Annotated in this window: 7 protein-coding genes and 5 pseudogenes; 6 read left to right on the top strand and 6 right to left on the bottom strand. The window is 69.5% G+C overall.

Annotated features, from left to right (window positions below; all coding sequences use genetic code 11):
* Positions 1 to 64 precede the first annotated feature (64 nt).
* The 5 genes and pseudogenes from BFF78_RS00755 (at position 65) to BFF78_RS00735 (ending at position 12,562) form a co-directional block, all read left to right on the top strand.
* The gene (locus tag BFF78_RS00755) at positions 65 to 1,378 is read left to right on the top strand and encodes an MFS transporter (RefSeq protein ID WP_227025653.1); all 1,314 of its coding nucleotides are present in this window, start codon (positions 65 to 67) and stop codon (positions 1,376 to 1,378) included.
* A gap of 147 nt (positions 1,379 to 1,525) precedes the next feature.
* Complete coding sequence (locus tag BFF78_RS00750) at positions 1,526 to 2,113, top strand: DUF2867 domain-containing protein (RefSeq protein ID WP_069776468.1); 588 nt, start codon at positions 1,526 to 1,528, stop codon at positions 2,111 to 2,113.
* Between the two features lie 156 nt (positions 2,114 to 2,269).
* Positions 2,270 to 10,423: a type I polyketide synthase gene (locus BFF78_RS48970; RefSeq protein ID WP_069776467.1), complete on the top strand. Its 8,154-nt coding sequence runs from the start codon at positions 2,270 to 2,272 to the stop codon at positions 10,421 to 10,423.
* 4 nt (positions 10,424 to 10,427) lie between these two features.
* Positions 10,428 to 11,585, top strand: a complete 1,158-nt coding sequence (locus tag BFF78_RS00740; protein ID WP_069776466.1) for an acyl-CoA dehydrogenase family protein — start codon at positions 10,428 to 10,430, stop codon at positions 11,583 to 11,585.
* Between the two features lie 257 nt (positions 11,586 to 11,842).
* Positions 11,843 to 12,562 (top strand): annotated as a pseudogene (locus tag BFF78_RS00735) (transposase).
* A 315-nt stretch (positions 12,563 to 12,877) separates the two neighbouring features.
* Here BFF78_RS00735 and BFF78_RS47310 read toward each other — a convergent pair.
* A pseudogene (locus tag BFF78_RS47310) lies at positions 12,878 to 12,973 on the bottom strand (IS5/IS1182 family transposase); the annotation flags it as partial.
* A 42-nt stretch (positions 12,974 to 13,015) separates the two neighbouring features.
* Here BFF78_RS47310 and BFF78_RS47595 point away from each other — a divergent pair.
* A pseudogene (locus tag BFF78_RS47595) lies at positions 13,016 to 13,290 on the top strand (IS5/IS1182 family transposase); the annotation flags it as partial.
* A gap of 167 nt (positions 13,291 to 13,457) precedes the next feature.
* Here the strand turns inward: BFF78_RS47595 and BFF78_RS47590 are convergent.
* The 5 genes and pseudogenes from BFF78_RS47590 to BFF78_RS50435 form a co-directional block, all read right to left on the bottom strand.
* Positions 13,458 to 13,650: pseudogene (locus tag BFF78_RS47590) on the bottom strand (transposase); the annotation flags it as partial.
* Positions 13,651 to 13,900: 250 nt separating this feature from the next.
* Positions 13,901 to 15,178 carry a sugar ABC transporter permease gene (locus BFF78_RS00720; RefSeq protein WP_099054799.1) on the bottom strand — a complete coding sequence of 426 codons (1,278 nt, stop codon included), beginning with the start codon at positions 15,176 to 15,178 and terminating at the stop codon, positions 13,901 to 13,903.
* Complete coding sequence (locus BFF78_RS00715) at positions 15,175 to 15,948, bottom strand: ATP-binding cassette domain-containing protein (RefSeq protein WP_079161068.1); 774 nt, start codon at positions 15,946 to 15,948, stop codon at positions 15,175 to 15,177. The genes BFF78_RS00720 and BFF78_RS00715 overlap by 4 nt, the downstream gene beginning before the upstream one ends.
* Before the next feature lie 41 nt (positions 15,949 to 15,989).
* Positions 15,990 to 17,081 (bottom strand): substrate-binding domain-containing protein, encoded by a 1,092-nt coding sequence (locus BFF78_RS00710; protein WP_069776462.1) that lies wholly within the window; start codon positions 17,079 to 17,081, stop codon positions 15,990 to 15,992.
* 297 nt (positions 17,082 to 17,378) lie between these two features.
* Positions 17,379 to 17,862 (bottom strand): annotated as a pseudogene (locus tag BFF78_RS50435) (IS701 family transposase); the annotation flags it as partial.
* Positions 17,863 to 18,035 lie beyond the last annotated feature (173 nt).

Here is an 18,035-nt window from a genome sequence, read left to right as displayed (position 1 = left end):
ACGAATCAACTATCGGGAAGCATGGGAAACATCGGAAATGACTTCTAAACAGCGATGGGTACTGATGCTGACCTCGCTGGCAGCATTGATGACCGCGTTGGATTCGATGGTGGTGATGACGGCGCTGCCGGCGATCCGGCTCGATCTGAACGCGTCCGTCGAGCAGCTCGAGTGGACCGTCAACGCCTACACCCTGGCCTTCGCGGTACTGCTGATGGCGGGGACGGCGCTGGGCGACCGCTACGGTCGCAGGCGCGTATTCGCCATCGGGCTCGTCGTGTTCACCCTGGGATCGGCGGCGTGCGCGCTCGCGCCCGGAATCGGCTGGCTGATCGCCGCGCGTGTGGTCCAGGGCGTCGGCGGAGCGGGCGTGATGGCGGTCGCGCAGGCACTGCTGGGTGCCGCGTTCGGTCCGAAGGAGCGGCCGAAGGCCCTGGGCGTGTTCGGGGCGGTGACGGGCCTGGCGACGCTGGTCGGGCCGATCGTCGGTGGCCTTGTCGTCGAGAGCGTCGCCTGGCAGTGGATCTTCTGGATCAACATACCGGTCGGGATCGTGCTGCTTCCGCTGATCCTCACCCGGCTCACCGAGAGCACCGGTGAAGCGCGCCGCCTTGATATCGGCGGCGTGGTGCTGGCCACCGTGGCGGCGTTCGGGCTGGTGTGGGGTCTCGTGCGGGGTAACAACGCGGGCTGGGGCAGTGTCGAGGTGACCGGCGCCTTTGCGATCGGCGCGGCCGCGGTGGCCGGATTCGTGTTGTGGGAACTGCGCACCCCCGAGCCGCTGTTGCCGATCCGGTTCTTCGGCTCACGGGCCTTCTCGGCGGGCAATTCCGCGATGTTCCTGCTGTTCGGCTGCTCGATGTCCGATGTGTTCTTCTTCGCACAGTTCCTGCAAACCGCCCTGCATTACGGTGCCCTTGCCACCGGTCTCCGGCTCGCGCCGTGGACGGTGGCGGTCTTCATCGGTTCTCCGATTGCCGGGAAGCTGGTGTCCCGATTCGGTGAACGCCCGCTCGTAGTGGCCGGATTGCTGCTACAGGCGATCGCGTCTGGCTGGATCGCGCTCATCGCGGCTCCGGGCATGACCTACCTGGAAATGGTTCTTCCGTTTGTGATCAGCGGCGCCGGCATCGCGCTGGCGGTCCCAGCGGTGATGGCGACGGTGTTCTCCTCCGTTCCGCCGGCGGCCGTCGGTGCGGCGTCGGGACGTCCACCACCATGCGTCAGCTCGGTGGCGCTTTCGGCATCGCGGTTTCGGTATCGGTTTTCGCCACCATCGGCGGCTATGGCTCGCCGAAGGAGTTCAGTGACGGGTTCAGCGCGGCGATCGCCACGGCCGCGACGCTGGCACTCCTCGGTGCGGTGGCCGGCCTGGTGATTCCCGGACGGCAGACGCCGGTGACACCCACGCGACAGACGGAAGTTGTCGAGGCGTAGATTGCCACGAGTGGGACACGGCCCCGTGCCGGAAGCTGTGCCGCAGAACCCATTTCCTGGTCGTTGACCAGAGGCGAAGGGACCGCAGATGAGGTTACCGAACACCGCATACACCGCTCGCCCGTGGCGTATCCACGAGTTGGTGGGTGAATTCGTACTCGAGGACGTCTGGAAGTTGCCAACGCCCGGCGGTCCCGATGAATTCGCTCGGTTTGTGGAAATCTACTCGGACGAATCCAGGTCGAAGGGTTCGTTCATAGCGAATGCGCTGTTCGAAATTCGCTGGAAGCTCGGGGCGCTGCTAGGCTTGGACGAGTCGAACGCAGGCCTGGACTCCCGAGTGTCGTCGCTGCGGGACCGGTTGCCCGAAGATCTGCGTACCGGTCCGCGTGGACCCGATTTCGGCGTGTTCACCTCGCTGTATCTGACGGACGACGAGTGGGCGGCCGAGCTGGCCAACCGGACCTGCCACGCGGTGATGCACATGGGCTGGGTCTCGGACGGAGCCGGTTGCTACCACGCCGAGATGGCCGTGCTGGTGAAGCCCAACGGCCTGTTCGGGAAGCTGTACATGGCCGGGATCAAACCGTTCCGGCACTGGCTTGTGTACCCGCCTATTTTCAGGTCGATCGCCAGAGAATGGCAGCGCCGCAACGTCGGCCGGATCGCCGACTAGTCCGTGTGGTTCCGGTGTGCCCCACGGCCCTCGCTTCGTGGGGCACACCGAAGTCGACACTGTAAGTGCCTTGTCGTAAGAGCTTTTTCTGTTTCGTGAGCCTCGGTGATCCTGCATTCGACGCTTACGTGTGCGGGTTGGAAAGGTCTGAAAGTCATGCAGGTGAGTGAGAACGAGCGATCGCCCGGCGGCCGGCCGATTCCGGTGAATGAGCGTGCCGTTGCCGTAGTCGGCATGTCGTGCCGTGTCCCGGGTGCCGACAACATACGTGCCTTCTGGCGGATGTTGAGCGACGGTGCCGACGCGATCACCGACGCGCCCGAAGGCCGCGGGTACGACATCCCGGAGCTGGCGCAGTTCGGCCGCGGAGGCTTCCTCGAGCGTGTCGCCGACTTCGATGCCGGCTTCTTCGGCGTCTCCCCGCGCGAGGCCGTGGCCATGGACCCGCGCCAGCGCCTGGCACTCGAACTTAGCTGGGAAGCGCTGGAGGACGCCCGTACCGCCCCGGAGAGCCTGCACGGCAGCTCCACCGCGGTCTTCCTGGGCGCCGCGGGCGACGACTACGCCTCACTCGTCCACCGCCACGGCCTCGACGCTGTGTCCCACCACTCCCTCGCCGGGCTGAGCCGGGGCGTGATCGCCAACCGTGTCTCCCACCAACTGGGCTTCCACGGACCGAGTGTCACGGTGGACACCGCGCAGTCCTCGTCGTTGGTCGCCGTGCACCTGGCGTGCGAGAGCCTGCTCTCCGGTGCCGCCCGGGTGGCCCTGGCCGGCGGTGTGCACCTGAACCTGGTGCCGGAGAGCACGGTCGCATTCGCACGGGCGGGCGCGCTGTCCCCGGACTGCCGCAGCTACACCTTCGACGAGCGGGCCAACGGCTTCGTCCGGGGCGAGGGCGCCGGAATGGTCGTCCTCAAGCGGCTGTCGGACGCGGTCGCCGACGGCGACCCCGTCTACTGTGTGTTGCTCGGCGGGGCGGTGAACCACGACGGCGACGGTCAGGCCCTGACCGTCCCCGACAGCGACGCACAGCAGACCCTGCTGCGGGAGGCGTACGCCCGGGCCGGGGTCGAAACCCGTGACGTGCGGTACGTCGAGCTGCACGGCACCGGAACGAAGGCCGGCGACCCCGTCGAGGCCGGCGCCCTCGGCGCGGTGTTCGGATCCGGCCGCGAAGCCGGGCAGCCGCTGCTCGTAGGGTCGGTGAAGACGAACATCGGCCACCTCGACGCCGCCGCGGGTGTCATCGGCCTGATCAAGGTCGCGCTGGCGATGAAGCACGGGGCTCTCCCCGCCAGCCTCAACTTCGCCGAGCCGCACCCGTCGATCCCCATGGAGCAGTGGAAGCTCCGGGTGAACGAAGCCACCGGCCCCTGGCCCGAGGGACGCCGACTCGCCGGCGTCAGCTCGTTCGGCGTCGGCGGCACCAACTGCCACCTGGTGGTCGCCGACCACCCCGCCGCACCGGCGGAGGAAGCCCGACCGGAGCTCTCCTGCCCGGTACCGGTCGTGGTCTCGGCCAAGTCCGCGGCGGCACTGCGCGCTCAAGCCGGACGGCTGAAGGACTGGGTGGAGGCCCGTCCGGAGCTGCGCCCGGCCGATGTCGGCTACTCCACGGTGACCACCCGGTCGGCGCTGAAGCACCGTGCGGTCGTGGTCGCCGCGGACCGCACCGAGCTGCTGGCGGGCCTGTCGGCGCTGGCGGCGGGAGAGCCGTCGGCGCACGTGGTGACCGGCTCCGCGGCCGCCATCACCCGTGCCGTGTGGGTGTTCCCGGGCCAGGGCGCGCAGTGGGTCGGCATGGCGCGTGGTCTGTGGGACTCCTCCCCGGTGTTCGCCGCCCGGATGGCGGAGTGCGAGCGGCTGCTCGCCGACCTGGTGGACTGGTCGCTGCGGGATGTGCTCGACGACGAGGCGGCACTGCAGCGCGTGGATGTGGTGCAGCCCGCGCTGTTCGCGGTGATGGTGTCCCTGGCCGAGGTATGGCGGTCGATCGGCCTGGAGCCGGATGCCGTCGTGGGGCACTCGCAGGGCGAGATCGCGGCCGCGTACGCGGCGGGCATCATCTCCCTGGCCGACGGGCTGCGCCTGCTGGTCGGCCGCAGTCAGGCCATCAACTCCGGGCTCTCCGGCCGTGGCGCGATGGCCTCGCTGGCGATGCCCGCCGAAGAGGCGGACTTCGACGGGGTTTCGGTCGCCGTGGTCAACGGCCCCAACTCGGTCGTGGTCGCCGGTGAGATCGATGCCGTACACGCGGTCGTGGCCCAGTGCGAGGAGCGCGGCATCCGCGCCAAGATCGCCCCGATCGACTACGCCTCCCACTCCGCGCAGGTGGAGGCGATCCGGGACGACATGCTGCGGGTCGCCGACGGCATCGCGGCCACCGACAGCGGCGTCGCCTTCTACTCCACGGTCACCGGTGGCCGGTTGGACGCGACGGAGCTGGACGCTGAGTACTGGTACCGCAACCTGCGGCAGACAGTACGGCTGCACGAGACCGTCCAGGCGCTGGCGGAGGAGGGCCACACGCTGTTCCTGGAGCTCAGCCCGCACCCGGTGCTGACCGCGGCCATCTCCGACACCGTGGACACGGCGCTGGTCCAGGGCACGCTGCGCAGGAACGAAGACGAGCCCCGGCGCCTGCTGCTGTCCATGGCCGAGCTGTACACCCGGGGCGCCGCGGTGGACTGGCGGCCGCTCCTGGAAGGTTCCCGCTCTGTGGAGCTGCCCACCTACGCCTTCCAGCGGGAGACGTTCTGGGTCACCGGGGAGCGCGTGGAACCGACCGCCCTGCCGTCGGCCGAAGCAGCGCCCGTGGAATCCGTGGCGGCCCCGGCGGCGGAGTCCGCCCGGCTGTCCGACCAGGAGCTGTGGAGCCTGGTCCGCTCCTACACGATGGCCGTACTAGGGCTCGCCGACCCCAAGTTGGTGGAAGCGGACAGCACGTTCAAGGAGCTCGGCTTCGACTCGGTGACGGCGGTGGAGCTGAGCAGCCGGCTGGGCACAGCCGCGGGACTGCGGCTGCCGACCTCCCTGCTGTTCGACTACCCGACCCCCGGCGCGCTCGTCCGGCACCTGCGTACGGAGCTGGCCGGACCCGCTACCGACCAGCGCCCGGCCGAGACGGCCGCCGTGGTGGCCGGTGACCCCATCGCGATCGTCGGCATGAGCTGCCGGTTCCCCGGCGGGGTGAGCTCGCCGGAGGACCTGTGGCGGCTGGTCTCCGAAGGCGTGGACGCGATCACGGGATTCCCGGAGGACCGTGGCTGGCGCCTTCAGTCCGGCGCGGACTTCCCGCGCCGGGGCGGCTTCCTGGCCGACGCCGCGGACTTCGACGCCGGCTTCTTCCGCATCAGCCCGCGCGAGGCGCTGGCGATGGACCCGCAGCAGCGGCTGGTGCTGGAGGTGGCCTGGGAGGCGCTGGAACGGGCCGGTCACGACCCGGCCGCGCTGCGCCGCAGCCGGACGGCGGTCTTCATGGGCGCCATGAGCCAGGACTACCTGCCGCACCTGCACGACGTGCCCGAGAACCTCGCCGGCCATGCCCTGACCGGCAGCGCCTCCAGCGTGGTGTCCGGCCGGGTCTCCTACGCCATGGGCCTGGAGGGGCCCGCGGTGACCGTCGACACGGCGTGCTCATCGTCGTTGGTGGCGCTGGACCTGGCGGCCAAGTCCCTGCGGTCGGGGGACTGCTCCCTGGCTCTGGCGGGCGGTGTGACCGTGATGTCTACGCCCGGCATGTTCATCGAGTTCGCCCGGCAGGGCGGGCTGGCCGCCGACGGCCGGTGCAAGGCCTTCTCCGACGCGGCCGACGGCACCGGATGGTCCGAGGGCGTGGGCGTGCTGGTCCTGGAACGGCTGTCGGACGCCCGGCGCAATGGCCACCAGGTGCTGGCGGTGCTGCGCGGTTCTGCGATCAACCAGGACGGCGAGTCCAATGGGCTCACCGCGCCCAACGGCCCGTCGCAAGAGCGGGTGATCCGGCAGGCGCTGGCGAGCGCGGGCCTGTCCGCGGCGGATGTCGACGCGGTGGAGGCGCATGGCACCGGCACCGGCCTGGGTGACCCGATCGAGGCCCAGGCGCTGCTGGCCACCTATGGAAAGGACCGGGAGCGTCCGCTGTGGCTGGGGTCGCTGAAGTCCAACATCGGGCACACCCAGGCGGCGGCGGGCGTCGCGGGCGTGATCAAGATGATCACGGCCATGCGGCACGGTGTGCTGCCGCGGACCCTGCACGCCGACGAGCCGTCGCGCCATATCGACTGGTCGTCGGGTGCCGTGGAGCTGCTGACCGAGGAGCGGGCGTGGCCGGAGGCCGGCCGGCCGCGGCGGGCCGGTGTCTCGTCGTTCGGCATCAGCGGCACCAACGCACACGTGATCATCGAGCAGGGTGACCCCGTCGAGTCCGGGGAGCCGGCCGGTGAGCGGGAGCTGACCGGTGTCGTGCCCTGGCTGGTCTCGGCGCGCGGCACCCGCGCGCTGACGGGTCAGGCGGAGCGGCTGCGGGAAGCGGCATCCGCCGAACCGGCACCGAGCGTGGCCGATGTGGCGTTCTCCCTCGCAACGGAGCGGACGGACTTCGAGCACCGTGCTGTGGTGCTGGGCTGCGGACGCGAGGAACTGCTGGCCGGCCTGGACGCGCTGGCGAAGCGCGACCGCGCGGCGGGCGTGATCACGGGCAGCGCGACGGCCGCGCCGAACGTCGGCGTCCTGTTCTCCGGGCAGGGCAGCCAGCGGATCGGCATGGGCCGTGAACTGAAACGGGCGTTCCCGGTGTTCGCCAAGGCGTGGAACGCGGTGTGCGCCGAGTTCGGTCCGCTGCTGGAACACTCGATCGACGAAGTGGTGGCGGCCGAGTCCGGCTCGGAGGCGGCGCGGCTGCTGGACGAGACGGCGATGACGCAGCCCGCGCTCTTCGCTTTCGAGGTGGCCTCGTTCCGGCTGCTGGAATCGCTGGGGGTCACCCCCTCGGTCCTGGTGGGGCACTCGATCGGCGAACTGGCCGCCGCGCACGTGGCGGGAGTGTTCTCGCTCGCCGACGCGGCCCGGCTGGTCGCCGCCCGGGGCCGCCTGATGCAGGCGTTGCCCGGTGGCGGGACGATGGTGGCCGTCCAGGCCGCCGAAGAGGAAGTCCGCGCCGCGCTGAAGGGCTACGAGGAGTCCGCCTCGATCGCCGCGGTGAACGGACCCACCTCCACGGTGATCTCCGGCGCCGAGGAGGTGCTCGCCGAGATCGAGTCGGCGTTCGCCACCGAGGGTCGCAAGACCACGCGGCTGCGGGTCTCGCACGCTTTCCACTCGCCCCTTATGGAGCCGATGCTGGAAGGGTTCCGGGAGGTGGCGCGGTCGGTGTCGTACACGGCGCCGCGCATCGCGATCGTGTCCAACGTGACCGGCCGCCTGGCCCAAGAGGGCGAACTTGAGCAGCCGGAGTACTGGGTGCGCCACGTCCGCGAGGCGGTGCGCTTCGCGGACGGCGTGCGCGCCACGGTCGAGGCCGGTGCCGAGGTCCTGGTCGAGGCGGGTCCCGAGGGGGTGTTGTCCGCCATGGCCCGGGAAACCCTGGCCGAGACCGCACCGGACCTGCCGGCGGTCCCGATGGTCCGCAAGGACCGGTCCGAATCGCGTTCGGTCGCCGAGGCGCTGGCGCGGCTGCACGTCGTGGGTGTGCCGGTGGACTGGCGGTCGTACCTCACCGCCCTGGGCGTCACCGGACGCCACGTCGATCTGCCCACCTATGCCTTCGACCGGCAGCGGTACTGGGCGGAACCGGCGCCGGCGCGAGGCGATGTCACCAGCGCGGGACTCGCCGCGATCGAGCACCCGTTCCTCGCCGCCGTCACCGAGCTCGCCGTCGGTGACCAGCTGGTGCTCAGCGGCCAGGTCTCACTGGCCGGCGACCCCTGGCTGGCCGACCACGCGATCTTCGGCAACGCGGTGTTCCCCGGCGCGGCCTACCTGGAAATGGCGCTGCACGCCATGGCCGCCGCCGACTGCGGGAGCGTCGAGGAACTGACCCTGCAGACACCGCTGACCCTGGCCGACGACGCGGTCCGGCTGCAGATCGTCTGCGGCGCGGCCGACGGCTCAGGGCGGCGTGAGATCGGCGTCTACTCCCGTGCGGCAGCGGAGGAATCGAAGTCCTGGACCCAGCACGCGACAGGCGCGCTGTCCGCCGGCACTCCCGCGGTGCCGGACACGGCCGCCTCCGAGATGTGGCCCCCGGAGGGAGCCGCACCGGTGGAGCTGACGGACTTCTATCCGGAACTCGTCGGCCGTGGCTACGCCTACGGGCGGGCCTTCCAGGGCCTGCGTGCCATGTGGCGCCTGGATGACGAGGTCTACGGCGAGCTCCGTCTTCCCGACGACGTGCCGCACGCCGCCGGGGCGTTCACCCTGCACCCGGCGCTGTTCGACGCGGCCCTGCACCCGATGCTGGCGCTGCTGGCCGACTCGGACCAGACGCTTCTGCCGTACTCCTGGTCGGGGGTCTCGCTCCAGGCACTGGCCGGCACGGAACTGCGGGTCCGCGTGGCGCGCAAGGGCCCGCAAGAGGTGTCCGTGCGGATCACCGGCCCCGGCGGCGAGCCGGTGCTGTCTGTCGAGTCGCTGGCGCTGATGCCGGCCTCCGTCGAGCAGCTGACCGGTGGTGCTGTGGCCGACTCCCTGTTCGTGGTGGATTGGGCGCCGCTGGCCGAGCCGACCAACGCCGGCCGGCCGACACCGGAGCCGGAGTTCACGCGGGTGGCCGCGGACGGATCCGGGGACGTCCCCGGGACCGCCCGAGCGACGGCCCGTCAGGTGCTCGGCCTGGTGCAGGAGTGGCTGCGGGACGAGCGTCAGACCCCGCGGGCGATCGTGACGCGCCAGGCGGTGGCGGTCACCGCGGACGAGATCCCCGACCTGTCCTGCGCCCCGGTCTGGGGCCTGGTGCGGTCGGTCCAGGCCGAACACCCGGACCGCTTCATCCTGGTGGACACGGACGACCATGAGGCGTCCGAGCGTGCGCTGACCACGCTGGATCTGTCCGGTGAGCCGCAGGTCGCGATCCGCCGGGGCGTGGTGTACGTGCCGCGCCTGGTTGCCGCACCATCGGTGAAGGCCGCACGACCGGAGTGGGACTCGCAGGGCACGGTGCTGCTCACCGGTGCGACGGGCGCTCTCGGCGCGCTGTTCGCCCGGCATCTGGTGGCCGAGCGCGGGGTACGGCGCCTGCTGATGCTCAGCCGGCGTGGCGCGACCGCGCCTGGTGCGGCCGAGCTGGCCGCCGAACTGACCGCCCTCGGCGCCGAGGTCACCCAGGCCGCCTGCGATGTGGCCGACCCGGCCGCTCTGGCAGAACGGATCGCCGGGATCCCGGCGGAGGCGCCGCTGACCGCGGTCGTCCACCTGGCAGGCGTGCTCGACGACGGCGCCGTGGAGAAACTGACGGATGATCAGTTCGACCGGGTGCTCCGGCCGAAGGTCGACGCCGCCTGGCACCTGCACGAACTGACCAAGGATCTGGAACTGTCGGGCTTCGTCCTGTACTCGTCCGTCGCCGGGGCGATCGGCACCGCCGGCCAGGCGAACTACGCCGCGGCCAACACCTTCCTCGACGCCCTGGCCGCGCACCGCAAGGCAGCCGGCCTGTCCGCGATCTCGCTGGCGTGGGGTCCCTGGGAGCTCGGTATGGCGGGTGAGCTCAGCCAGACCGACCTGGCGCGGTTCCGGCGCAACGGCATGGTGCCGCTTGTCTCCGGGAAGGGCACCGCGCTGTTCGACGCGGCGCTCGAGCTGGATGCCGCACTGGCGGTTCCTGTCGTGCTCGACAAGGCCGCGTTGCAGGAACTGGAAAACGTGCCCGCGCTGCTGCGCGGCATGATCAAACCGCAGAGCAAGCGTGCCGAGGAACCGGCCGAGCCGGCGCTCGTCCAGCGCCTGGAGGCCCTGCCGGCCGACGAGCAGCTGAACGAGTTGGTGGAACTGCTGCTCACCACCGCGGCGATGGTGCTGGGCTACCCGTCCGCCGACGACATCGACGCGGACCTGTCCTTCAAGGAGATCGGCTTCGACTCCCTGAGCGGAGTGGAGTTCCGCAACCAGGTCAAGAAGGACACAGGAGTGCAGATCCCACCGACGGTGATCTTCAACTACCCGACCCCGGCGGCGCTGGCGGGACGTCTGCGGGAGCTGCTCTTCCCGCAGGACGCGGCTGACGCGGAGCCGCAGGACAACGACGAGGACCTGATGGCGGACGAGGCGGACGACGAGATCGACGCCATGGACGTCGAGAACCTCATCCAGCTTGTTTTCGAGGAGCAGTAGGACGATGAATCCTGAAGACCTGAAGGCCGTCCGGCAGTTCGTCAAGAACGAACTCGGCGGCGACAACGCACAACTGGACGCACTGTCGGAGAAGCCCCTGGAGCTTTACGACAAGTTCCGACAGACCGGGCTCGCGAACTGGTGGCTCCCCGAGGAACTCGGCGGCCGCGGGCTCGGCCTCGAGGACAGCGTCGAGATCGTCAACGAGATCGCCTACGGTGACGCCGGCGTGGCCTTCACGCTGTTCATCTCGGTCCTGGGCACCAGCATGGTGCAGCTGTACGGGTCCGACGAACTCAAGGCCCGCTACCTGGCACCCATGGCGGCCGGTGGTTCCTTCTGCGCCACCCTGGGCAGCGAACGCGCTGCGGGCAGCGAACTCAACAAGATCGAGACGGTGGCCGCGCAGGACGGCAACGAACTGGTCGTCACCGGCGAGAAGTTCTTCTCCACCAATACCGATTTCGCGGACTTCCTGATTGTCGTCGCCAGAGCGGCGGACAACCCGGACACGCACCACGCGGTTCTGGTGCCGAGGGACACACCCGGAGTCGAGATCGTCAAACGGTGGGACGTCATCGGTCTGCGAGCGTCGCACACCTACCAGGTGAAGCTGGACAACTGCCGGGTGCCCGCCGCCAACCGGTTGGAGGGCTCCGGACTCCGGCTGCTCGAGATCGGTCTCAACGCCAGCCGGATCCTGATCGCGGCGACTGCGATCGGGATCGCCCGCCGGGTCCGGGATCACTGCATGACCTACGCCAAGAGCAAGCCCTTCCGGGACGGCACCCTGCTCGACAGCCCGGTGTTCGCGCAGAAACTCGGGCAGATGGAAATGCAGATCGACGTCATGAAGAGCCACTGCCTCAGGGCGGCCCGTGACTACGACAAGATCATGGCAGGTCCCGACGCGGGCTCCGTCTTCGCCAGGCAGGGCACGCTGAAGGCGGCGCTGACCGCGAAGATGTTCTGCGGCCAGGCGGGCTGGGAGGTGGCGAGCGTCGGCTCCGAGATGTTCGGCGGACTCGGATACACCAACGAGCTGCCCATCGGAAAGCTGCTCCGGGACATCCGCTACGTCTCGCTCGTCGAGGGCGGCGACGACGTCCTGCGGGACCTGCTCTTCGGCCGCTATGTGATCCCGGTGCCGCGCCGGTCGTAGCGACGGGTCCGCACCGTCCACGCCCCTCCCTTCCGGAGGGGCGTTCTTACTGGCCGGAGTGGGGCGGGCAGCAGCCGCCGCTCGAAGGCCAGGCCGCGGATCCCCCTGAACATCGGAGCGACCACCGCCATCCCACCGCGGCCGAACGCGACCTCGGAGGGCGATACGTGTGTCAATTTCCGTCTGTTCGTTGCCTGAACGTGTGGCCTTGCGGCCCGGGGCCGGTCTCCGTGCCGCTGCCGTACCGAGGTGGCTGCGTGAGCGACCGCAAGCCCTACAAGAGCGACCTATCCAACGAACGCTGGGCGCCGATCGAGCCCGTGGTCACGGCATGGAAGGTCCAGCACCCCTCCGTCAGCGGCCACGAGGGCCGCCACGAGATGCGAGACATCGCCAACGCGCTGCTCTACCGGTCTCGAACCGGCTGCCAATGGAACCACCTCCCGCACGACGTGCCGCCGAGCGGTGCGCGGTGAAGTACTACTTCTACAGGTGGCGCGACGACGACACCGACCAGGTTATCCACGATCTGCTGCGTTGGCAGGTCCGCGAGAGGAAGGGCCGATGAGCCGACCCCAGCCTGGTGGTGCTCGACACCCAGAGCCTGCACGCGGCCGCCGGGGGGCCCGCCGAGACGACGGGACGCGATGCGGCGAAGAAGGCGCCGGGCCGCAAGCGGGGACACCGTGACGAAGGCTCTGGTGGACCAGGGCTTGAAGAGGACCGTCGTGGACCATGGGGAGCAGGTGGGCATTGAGGTCGAAGTCGTCGAGCGCAACCCGGCCGATGCCGGGTTCGTCCCCCAGGCGAAGCGGTGGATCGTGGAGCGGGCGAACGGGATCTTGATGCTGCACCGGCGGCTGGTGCGCGATGACGAGCACCGCTCGGCCTCGGCCGAGTCCCGGGTGTACTGGGCGATAGGCGACGTGATGGCCCGTCGGCTGACCGGCGGCACGATCTCCTGGCGCGGCGCATGAATGGCGGAGCGGGAGGGGGAGATCACCGCGGAGGCGGAGGAGATCCGAGGGCAGATCGCTCAGCTCACCGCGGTGCTGGATGGGCTCGGCCGGGCTGCCGAGGAGGTACGGATCACCCGCAAGTGGACACAGCCGGCGAAGTCAGCCGAACGGCAAGCACTCGAAGAGGAGTTGCGCAGACTACGCTCCGTTGGCCAGCAACCCTCCTTGCCCCAGCGAAGACTGATCCTGGCGCTCTTCGCTGCATCCCTGGCGTGCTTCGGTGCCTTCCTCGTCTTCTTCCTTCCCTCTCAGTCACTCGTCCGCGACCTGCGTTCCACCCTGCGGCCGCACCCGCGCCGGCGGCAGCAAAGGTCTGGCGATCTCCCAGAGCCCCTCCGGCACGATCCATCCCCACCGCCCACTCCCCATGACCCAACCAACGACCAACTGACCATGTAGGACACGGTGTAACGCGTCGTCCACGATGACCTGGCCTCCCGGAAGATAGTCGCCCAGATCGCCGAACGAGGCGCCAGGACGCCCATACAGGCCAGCAACCGCTGGGTGTGGACTGCACGAACTCATGGATGAACAACTTCGGCAAGCTTCGCCGCTGCACTGAACGTGGCCGACGATGCGTGGCATTCTTCCTCGCCCTCCTCGCCCTCCTCGCTGCCGTCATCATCGTCCGCAGCCTGATCCGCCGCGCTTGGTCCACTCACCGCTGGCATACCTGCCCCTCCACGGTGGGGCGCATGGTGAGCACCCTCCTCGGTGGCACCGTGCGGGAGGCGCAGGTGCTGTTCTTCGCCGACGCCGACGCCGACGCCGACGCCGACGCCGAAGCCGAAGCCGAAGCCCGCGAGTGGGCCACCGCCGGCTCGACCCCTGCCCCTATAAGACCGTGTCCTCCCGTGGTGAGGCGGACGAGTCGCTTGTAGCAGCACAGGGCAGCGGCCAGGCCAAGAAACGCCAGGTACTTGCGAGGATTCCGTTCGTAGCGGGCGCTGAGTCGGCGGTAGCTGGAGCCACGACATGGTCCATTCGATGACCCAGCGGCGGCGCCCCAATCGTTCGCTGGACTCGCTGCCCTTGCGGGCGATTCGGGTTGCACTCGCAGCCCAGGCCAGCAGTGACTCAAGGGGGCTGCAAAAACGGATCAGCCGTCATCCCGCTCACCGTGGCAGAGATCCGGCGGCTCCCGGACAGTCTTCTGCCCCACCCACGAGCCCACCAGGACCCTGTCGGCCTGGAGAAGACACCGCCAAGTCATGGCCCGCGCTGCCACTACCAAAGACGCAGTTTGCGACCTGCCGCCGCCCCTGCCGGCCAGCGCGGACCGGGTGAGCGGACTGCTCAGGCCCGGCCGTGCACCTCCTGGGACCGGCGCGACAGTGCGTCGATGACCGCGGCGGCGAACAGCACTCCGCCGGTGATCACGAACTGGACGGCGACCGGGATGTCCGTGATCGCCATGCCCGAGGCGATCGACTGGATGATCAGCGCGCCGAGCACCGCGGACCAGGTCGTGCCGCGTCCCCCGAACAGGCTGGTGCCGCCGATGACCGCCGCCGCGATGGCGTTCAGCAGCAAGATGCCCGAGCCGGAGGACTGGCTGACCGAGGTGATCCGTGAGGCGAGGAACAGGCCGCCGATCGCGGCCATCGTGCCCGAGACCGCGAGCACGGCGGTCTGTACCCGTACCACGCCGATACTGGCGCGGCGGGCCGCCTCGACACCGCCGCCGAGTGCGTAGACATGTCGTCCGTAGTGCGTGCCGCGCAGGAGCACGTCCAGTCCGGCCACCACGACGAGGAAGATCAGGAGGGCCAGTGGCAGGCCGTGGAACTGGTTGAGCACGTACGCGGCGGCGAACGCGATCACCGTGAGCGCTCCCGTGCGCACTCCGAGCCCGCGGAGCGAACGGTGCGGCAGGCCGAGGGCCCGGCGGCGGCACCTGTCGCGGTAGGAGATGACGAAGTGCAGGCCTGCTCCGAGCGCCGCCAGACCGTAGGCGACGCCGTCGTTGCTGAAGTAGTAGCTGGTCAGCTTGGCGACCAGGCCGTTTTCGTCGAGGTCGATGGTGCCGCTGGTGCCGAGGACGTAGAGCATGAGGCCGTTCCAGGTCAGCAGCCCCGCGAGCGTGACGACGAACGCGGGCACGCGGGTCCTGGCGAAGGAGAAGCCCTGGATGGTGCCGGCCGCTGTGCCTGAGAGCACCGCGAGGATGACGGCGAGCCATTCCGGGACGCCGTTGTTGACGCTCAGGACGGCGAAGACGGCTCCCGCGAGGCCGCTGATCGAACCGACCGATAGGTCCAGCTCGCCGATCAGCAGCACGAAGACGATACCGACCGCGATCAGGCCCGTACCGACGATGTCCACGCTGAGGTTGGACAGGTTCCGGGGTGAGAGGAAGTTCTGGTTGAGGCTCTGGAAGAGAACCCATACCGCGACGAGGACGAAGGCGACCGGGAGCGAGCCCAGTTCACCTGCGATGATCTTGTGCCGGGACGCGGTGGCCCAGCCCTCCACCACACGGACGATTTTCCGCGCGGGCTCCGGCCGGCGGGGCTGGGGCTCGGCGGCGGGGTCGGCTCCACGGTCGCCCGCCCACTTGCGGTCCTGTGTCACCAGTCCACCTCCCGGTGGGCCACCCGATGGGGAACGTTCTCCGCGGCCCCGGTGATGGAGGAAATGATCTCTTCTTGGGACGCGGTGTTGACGTTGAAGAAGCCGTTGTTGCAGCCCAGCCGCAGCACCGCGGCCCGGTCTGCGAGGGCTTTGACATCAGCCATGTTGTGGCTGATGAGCAGGACTCCCAGTCCGCGGTCACGCAGGTGGTCGACTAGGTCCAGGACTTCGGAGGTCTGTTCAATGCCCAGGGATGCCGTCGGTTCGTCCAGGAGGAGTATCCGGGGGTCGCCGAGGAGTGAGCGGGCGACGGCGACCGTCTGCCGCTGGCCGCTGGACAGGGACACGATGGGGGAGCGCAGATCGGGCAGGCCCCTCGTCAGGCGCTTCAGGAGGTCACGGGTGCGGCGTTCCATCTCCACTTCGTCGAGGAAGCCGAGTCTGCGGATCTCGTGCCCGAGGAACAGGTTGCCGACGATGTCGAGGTTGCCGCATAGGGCGAGGTCCTGGTAGACGGTGGCAATGCCGAGATCCCGGGCGTCCTGGGGACGCCTGATGTGGACCGTTCGGCCCTCCCATTCGATGACGCCCGTGTCCGCGGGGGCCACGCCCGAGATCACCTTGACGAGGGTGGACTTGCCGGCCCCGTTGTCCCCGAGAAGCGCCACGACCTCACCCGCGCGGATCTCCAGTTCGATGTCGGTGAGGACCTGAACGACACCGAAGCGTTTGCAGACGCCGCGCAGCGCCAGCAGTGGTGGAGCCGGCACGCAAACCATCTCCTTTCCACGCCCGGCTGTGGCGGACCGGCCTATCCGGTCAGCCCGGCCTTGTCGCAGGCCGTTCTGAGCAGGGGCGTGCAGATCTGCTGGACCGTGTACACACCGCCCTTCAGGAGGGTGTCCTTGATGGTGCCCACCGTCACTGACACGGGGGTGAGCAGGACGGCCGGAACCACGTCCCCGCTGCGGGTGCGCACCGTGCCCGTGGCGATGCGGTGGAGGTTCTCGCCGCGGGCCGCGGCCACGGCCATGGCGGCGCCCGCGGACGCCTCGGCGTCGTTGGGCTTCCAGACGGTCATGTACTGTTCGCCGCCAACGATGCGGCGCACGGCTCCGAGGTCGGCGTCCTGGCCGGTGACGGGGGGCAGCGGGGAGATCTTGTTCGCTCTGAGGGCGGAGATGACACCGGAGGCGAGGGCGTCGTTGGCGGAGTAGACACCGTCGATGTTGCCGGCGCCGAGGTCTGCGATGGCGCCCGACATGTTCATGTTGGCGATGTCCGACCGCCACATGGGCGTGTCGTACACCTTGCCGAACTTGACGTGACCTCTGAGCACCGAGAGCGCGCCATCCTTGAACAGGAGGGTGTTGGGGTCGGTGGGATCGCCATTGATCATGACGATCTGATCACCATCCGCCCGGTGGGCCATGGCCTTCAGCAGCGCCCTCGCCTGGAGCCTGCCGACCTCCTGACCATTGAAGGACACATAGCCCGAGATCGGGCCCTCGGCGAGCCGGTCGTAGGACACGACGGGGACGCCCGCGTCGTGTGCCTTCCTGACCGCGGCATTGAGCGCACTGGCGTCGACGGCCACGAGTACGAGTGCATCGATCCCTTTGGTGATCATGGAGTCCACTTGTCGCTGCTGGGCGGCCACGTCGCCATTGGCATTGGCGTGCTCGATCGTGCAGTCGCCGCACCGCTCCTTGATCCTCTCCTCCAGCAGAGGCCTGTCCTTGGATTCCCAGCGGGATGTGATGGCGTCCGGCAGCAGCAGACCGATCCTGGGACCGCTTCCGGCGTAGCCACCGGTCCCGCCCCCCTGTCCACAGGCCGCAAGCGCCACGCCCATCGACACGGCGACCACGGCGACCACAACATCCCGTATGCAGGTCTTCATGTGAGAGACCTCCCTGGGCCTTGCCACCGGGCCGGCCGGAGCCTGTGAACGCCCGCAGCCACCCAGGTCCGCAGGTCGGGGCGGCCGTGGACCAACCGGCTCAAGTGTGCAGCATGGCGTGCTGCACGGCGCGCGTGCACGACGGGACCAGTCGCCCCGTGAGCACCGGTGCCTCCCTCGGTGCGCATGGCGTACGCGGTCTCCTCACCCGTCCGCGCCACAAGACGGCCACGTCGTCAGTCTGGCATCGGCTGCGGTGACCTGCGAGCGCAGTGCACAGCCTTGATCGTTTCCCCGGCCGCGGTGAGGGCCAGTGTCGGTTCCGTTGCCGGGCTGTGGGATCTCTTTGGGATCGACGGCCATGATGTATGACCAGCCGCGTTCCTCCAGAGCAAGCCGGAAGGAGACGCTGCGGCCGTAGCCTGCATCCGCCACGATCACCGGCACCGTCACCTCGTCCGGCCAGCCGGTCCAGCAGACCCAGAGCCAGACGCGCCTTGGAGGCATGCCCGACCTCGTCAGGGACCCCGGGCCGCCAGCGCCTGTGGTGATCACTGCTCCATTCCTCGGGCAGGAACGGACCCCACTCCAGCGGGCACGAAGCCGTGTCGGTGGCGGCGTGCACGCTGACCGCGATCTGGCAGTTCGCCCGTTTGCCCAACGCCCCGCAGGACTGGCAGGACACCCCGACCGAGGTGGTGCCGCATTTGGGAAACGACACGTCGTCGACCACCCATACCGCCGGGCAGATCGCCTCACCCAACCGCTCGGCGATCCGTCGCCACCGGGTCATGGAAGCGGGCAGCGCGCTGGGCAAAATGGCCGTCACCGTCGGCTGAGACCTCGCCCGACTTCACCACAGCCGGCGGGCGGCGGGCCGTCAGGACCAGGTCATCCCGCCCGCGGCTTGAAACCGCAGACAAGACTGCGGAGCCCAGCCACGACTTCGGGCCC

Source organism: Streptomyces fodineus (assembly GCF_001735805.1).
In the GTDB taxonomy this organism is placed as follows: domain Bacteria; phylum Actinomycetota; class Actinomycetes; order Streptomycetales; family Streptomycetaceae; genus Streptomyces; species Streptomyces fodineus.
Note: the sequence above shows the minus strand (reverse complement) of the source record. Positions and strands in the feature narration are given on the sequence as shown.

Bases quoted from the DNA above. Each gene is read 5' to 3' on its own strand.
- BFF78_RS00755 (WP_227025653.1), top strand. From the start codon at position 65: ATGCTGACCTCGCTGGCAGCATTGATGACCGCGTTGGATTCGATGGTG.
- BFF78_RS00750 (WP_069776468.1), top strand. From the start codon at position 1,526: ATGAGGTTACCGAACACCGCATACACCGCTCGCCCGTGGCGTATCCAC.
- BFF78_RS48970 (WP_069776467.1), top strand. From the start codon at position 2,270: ATGCAGGTGAGTGAGAACGAGCGATCGCCCGGCGGCCGGCCGATTCCG.
- BFF78_RS00740 (WP_069776466.1), top strand. From the start codon at position 10,428: ATGAATCCTGAAGACCTGAAGGCCGTCCGGCAGTTCGTCAAGAACGAA.
- BFF78_RS00710 (WP_069776462.1), bottom strand. From the start codon at position 17,081: ATGAAGACCTGCATACGGGATGTTGTGGTCGCCGTGGTCGCCGTGTCG.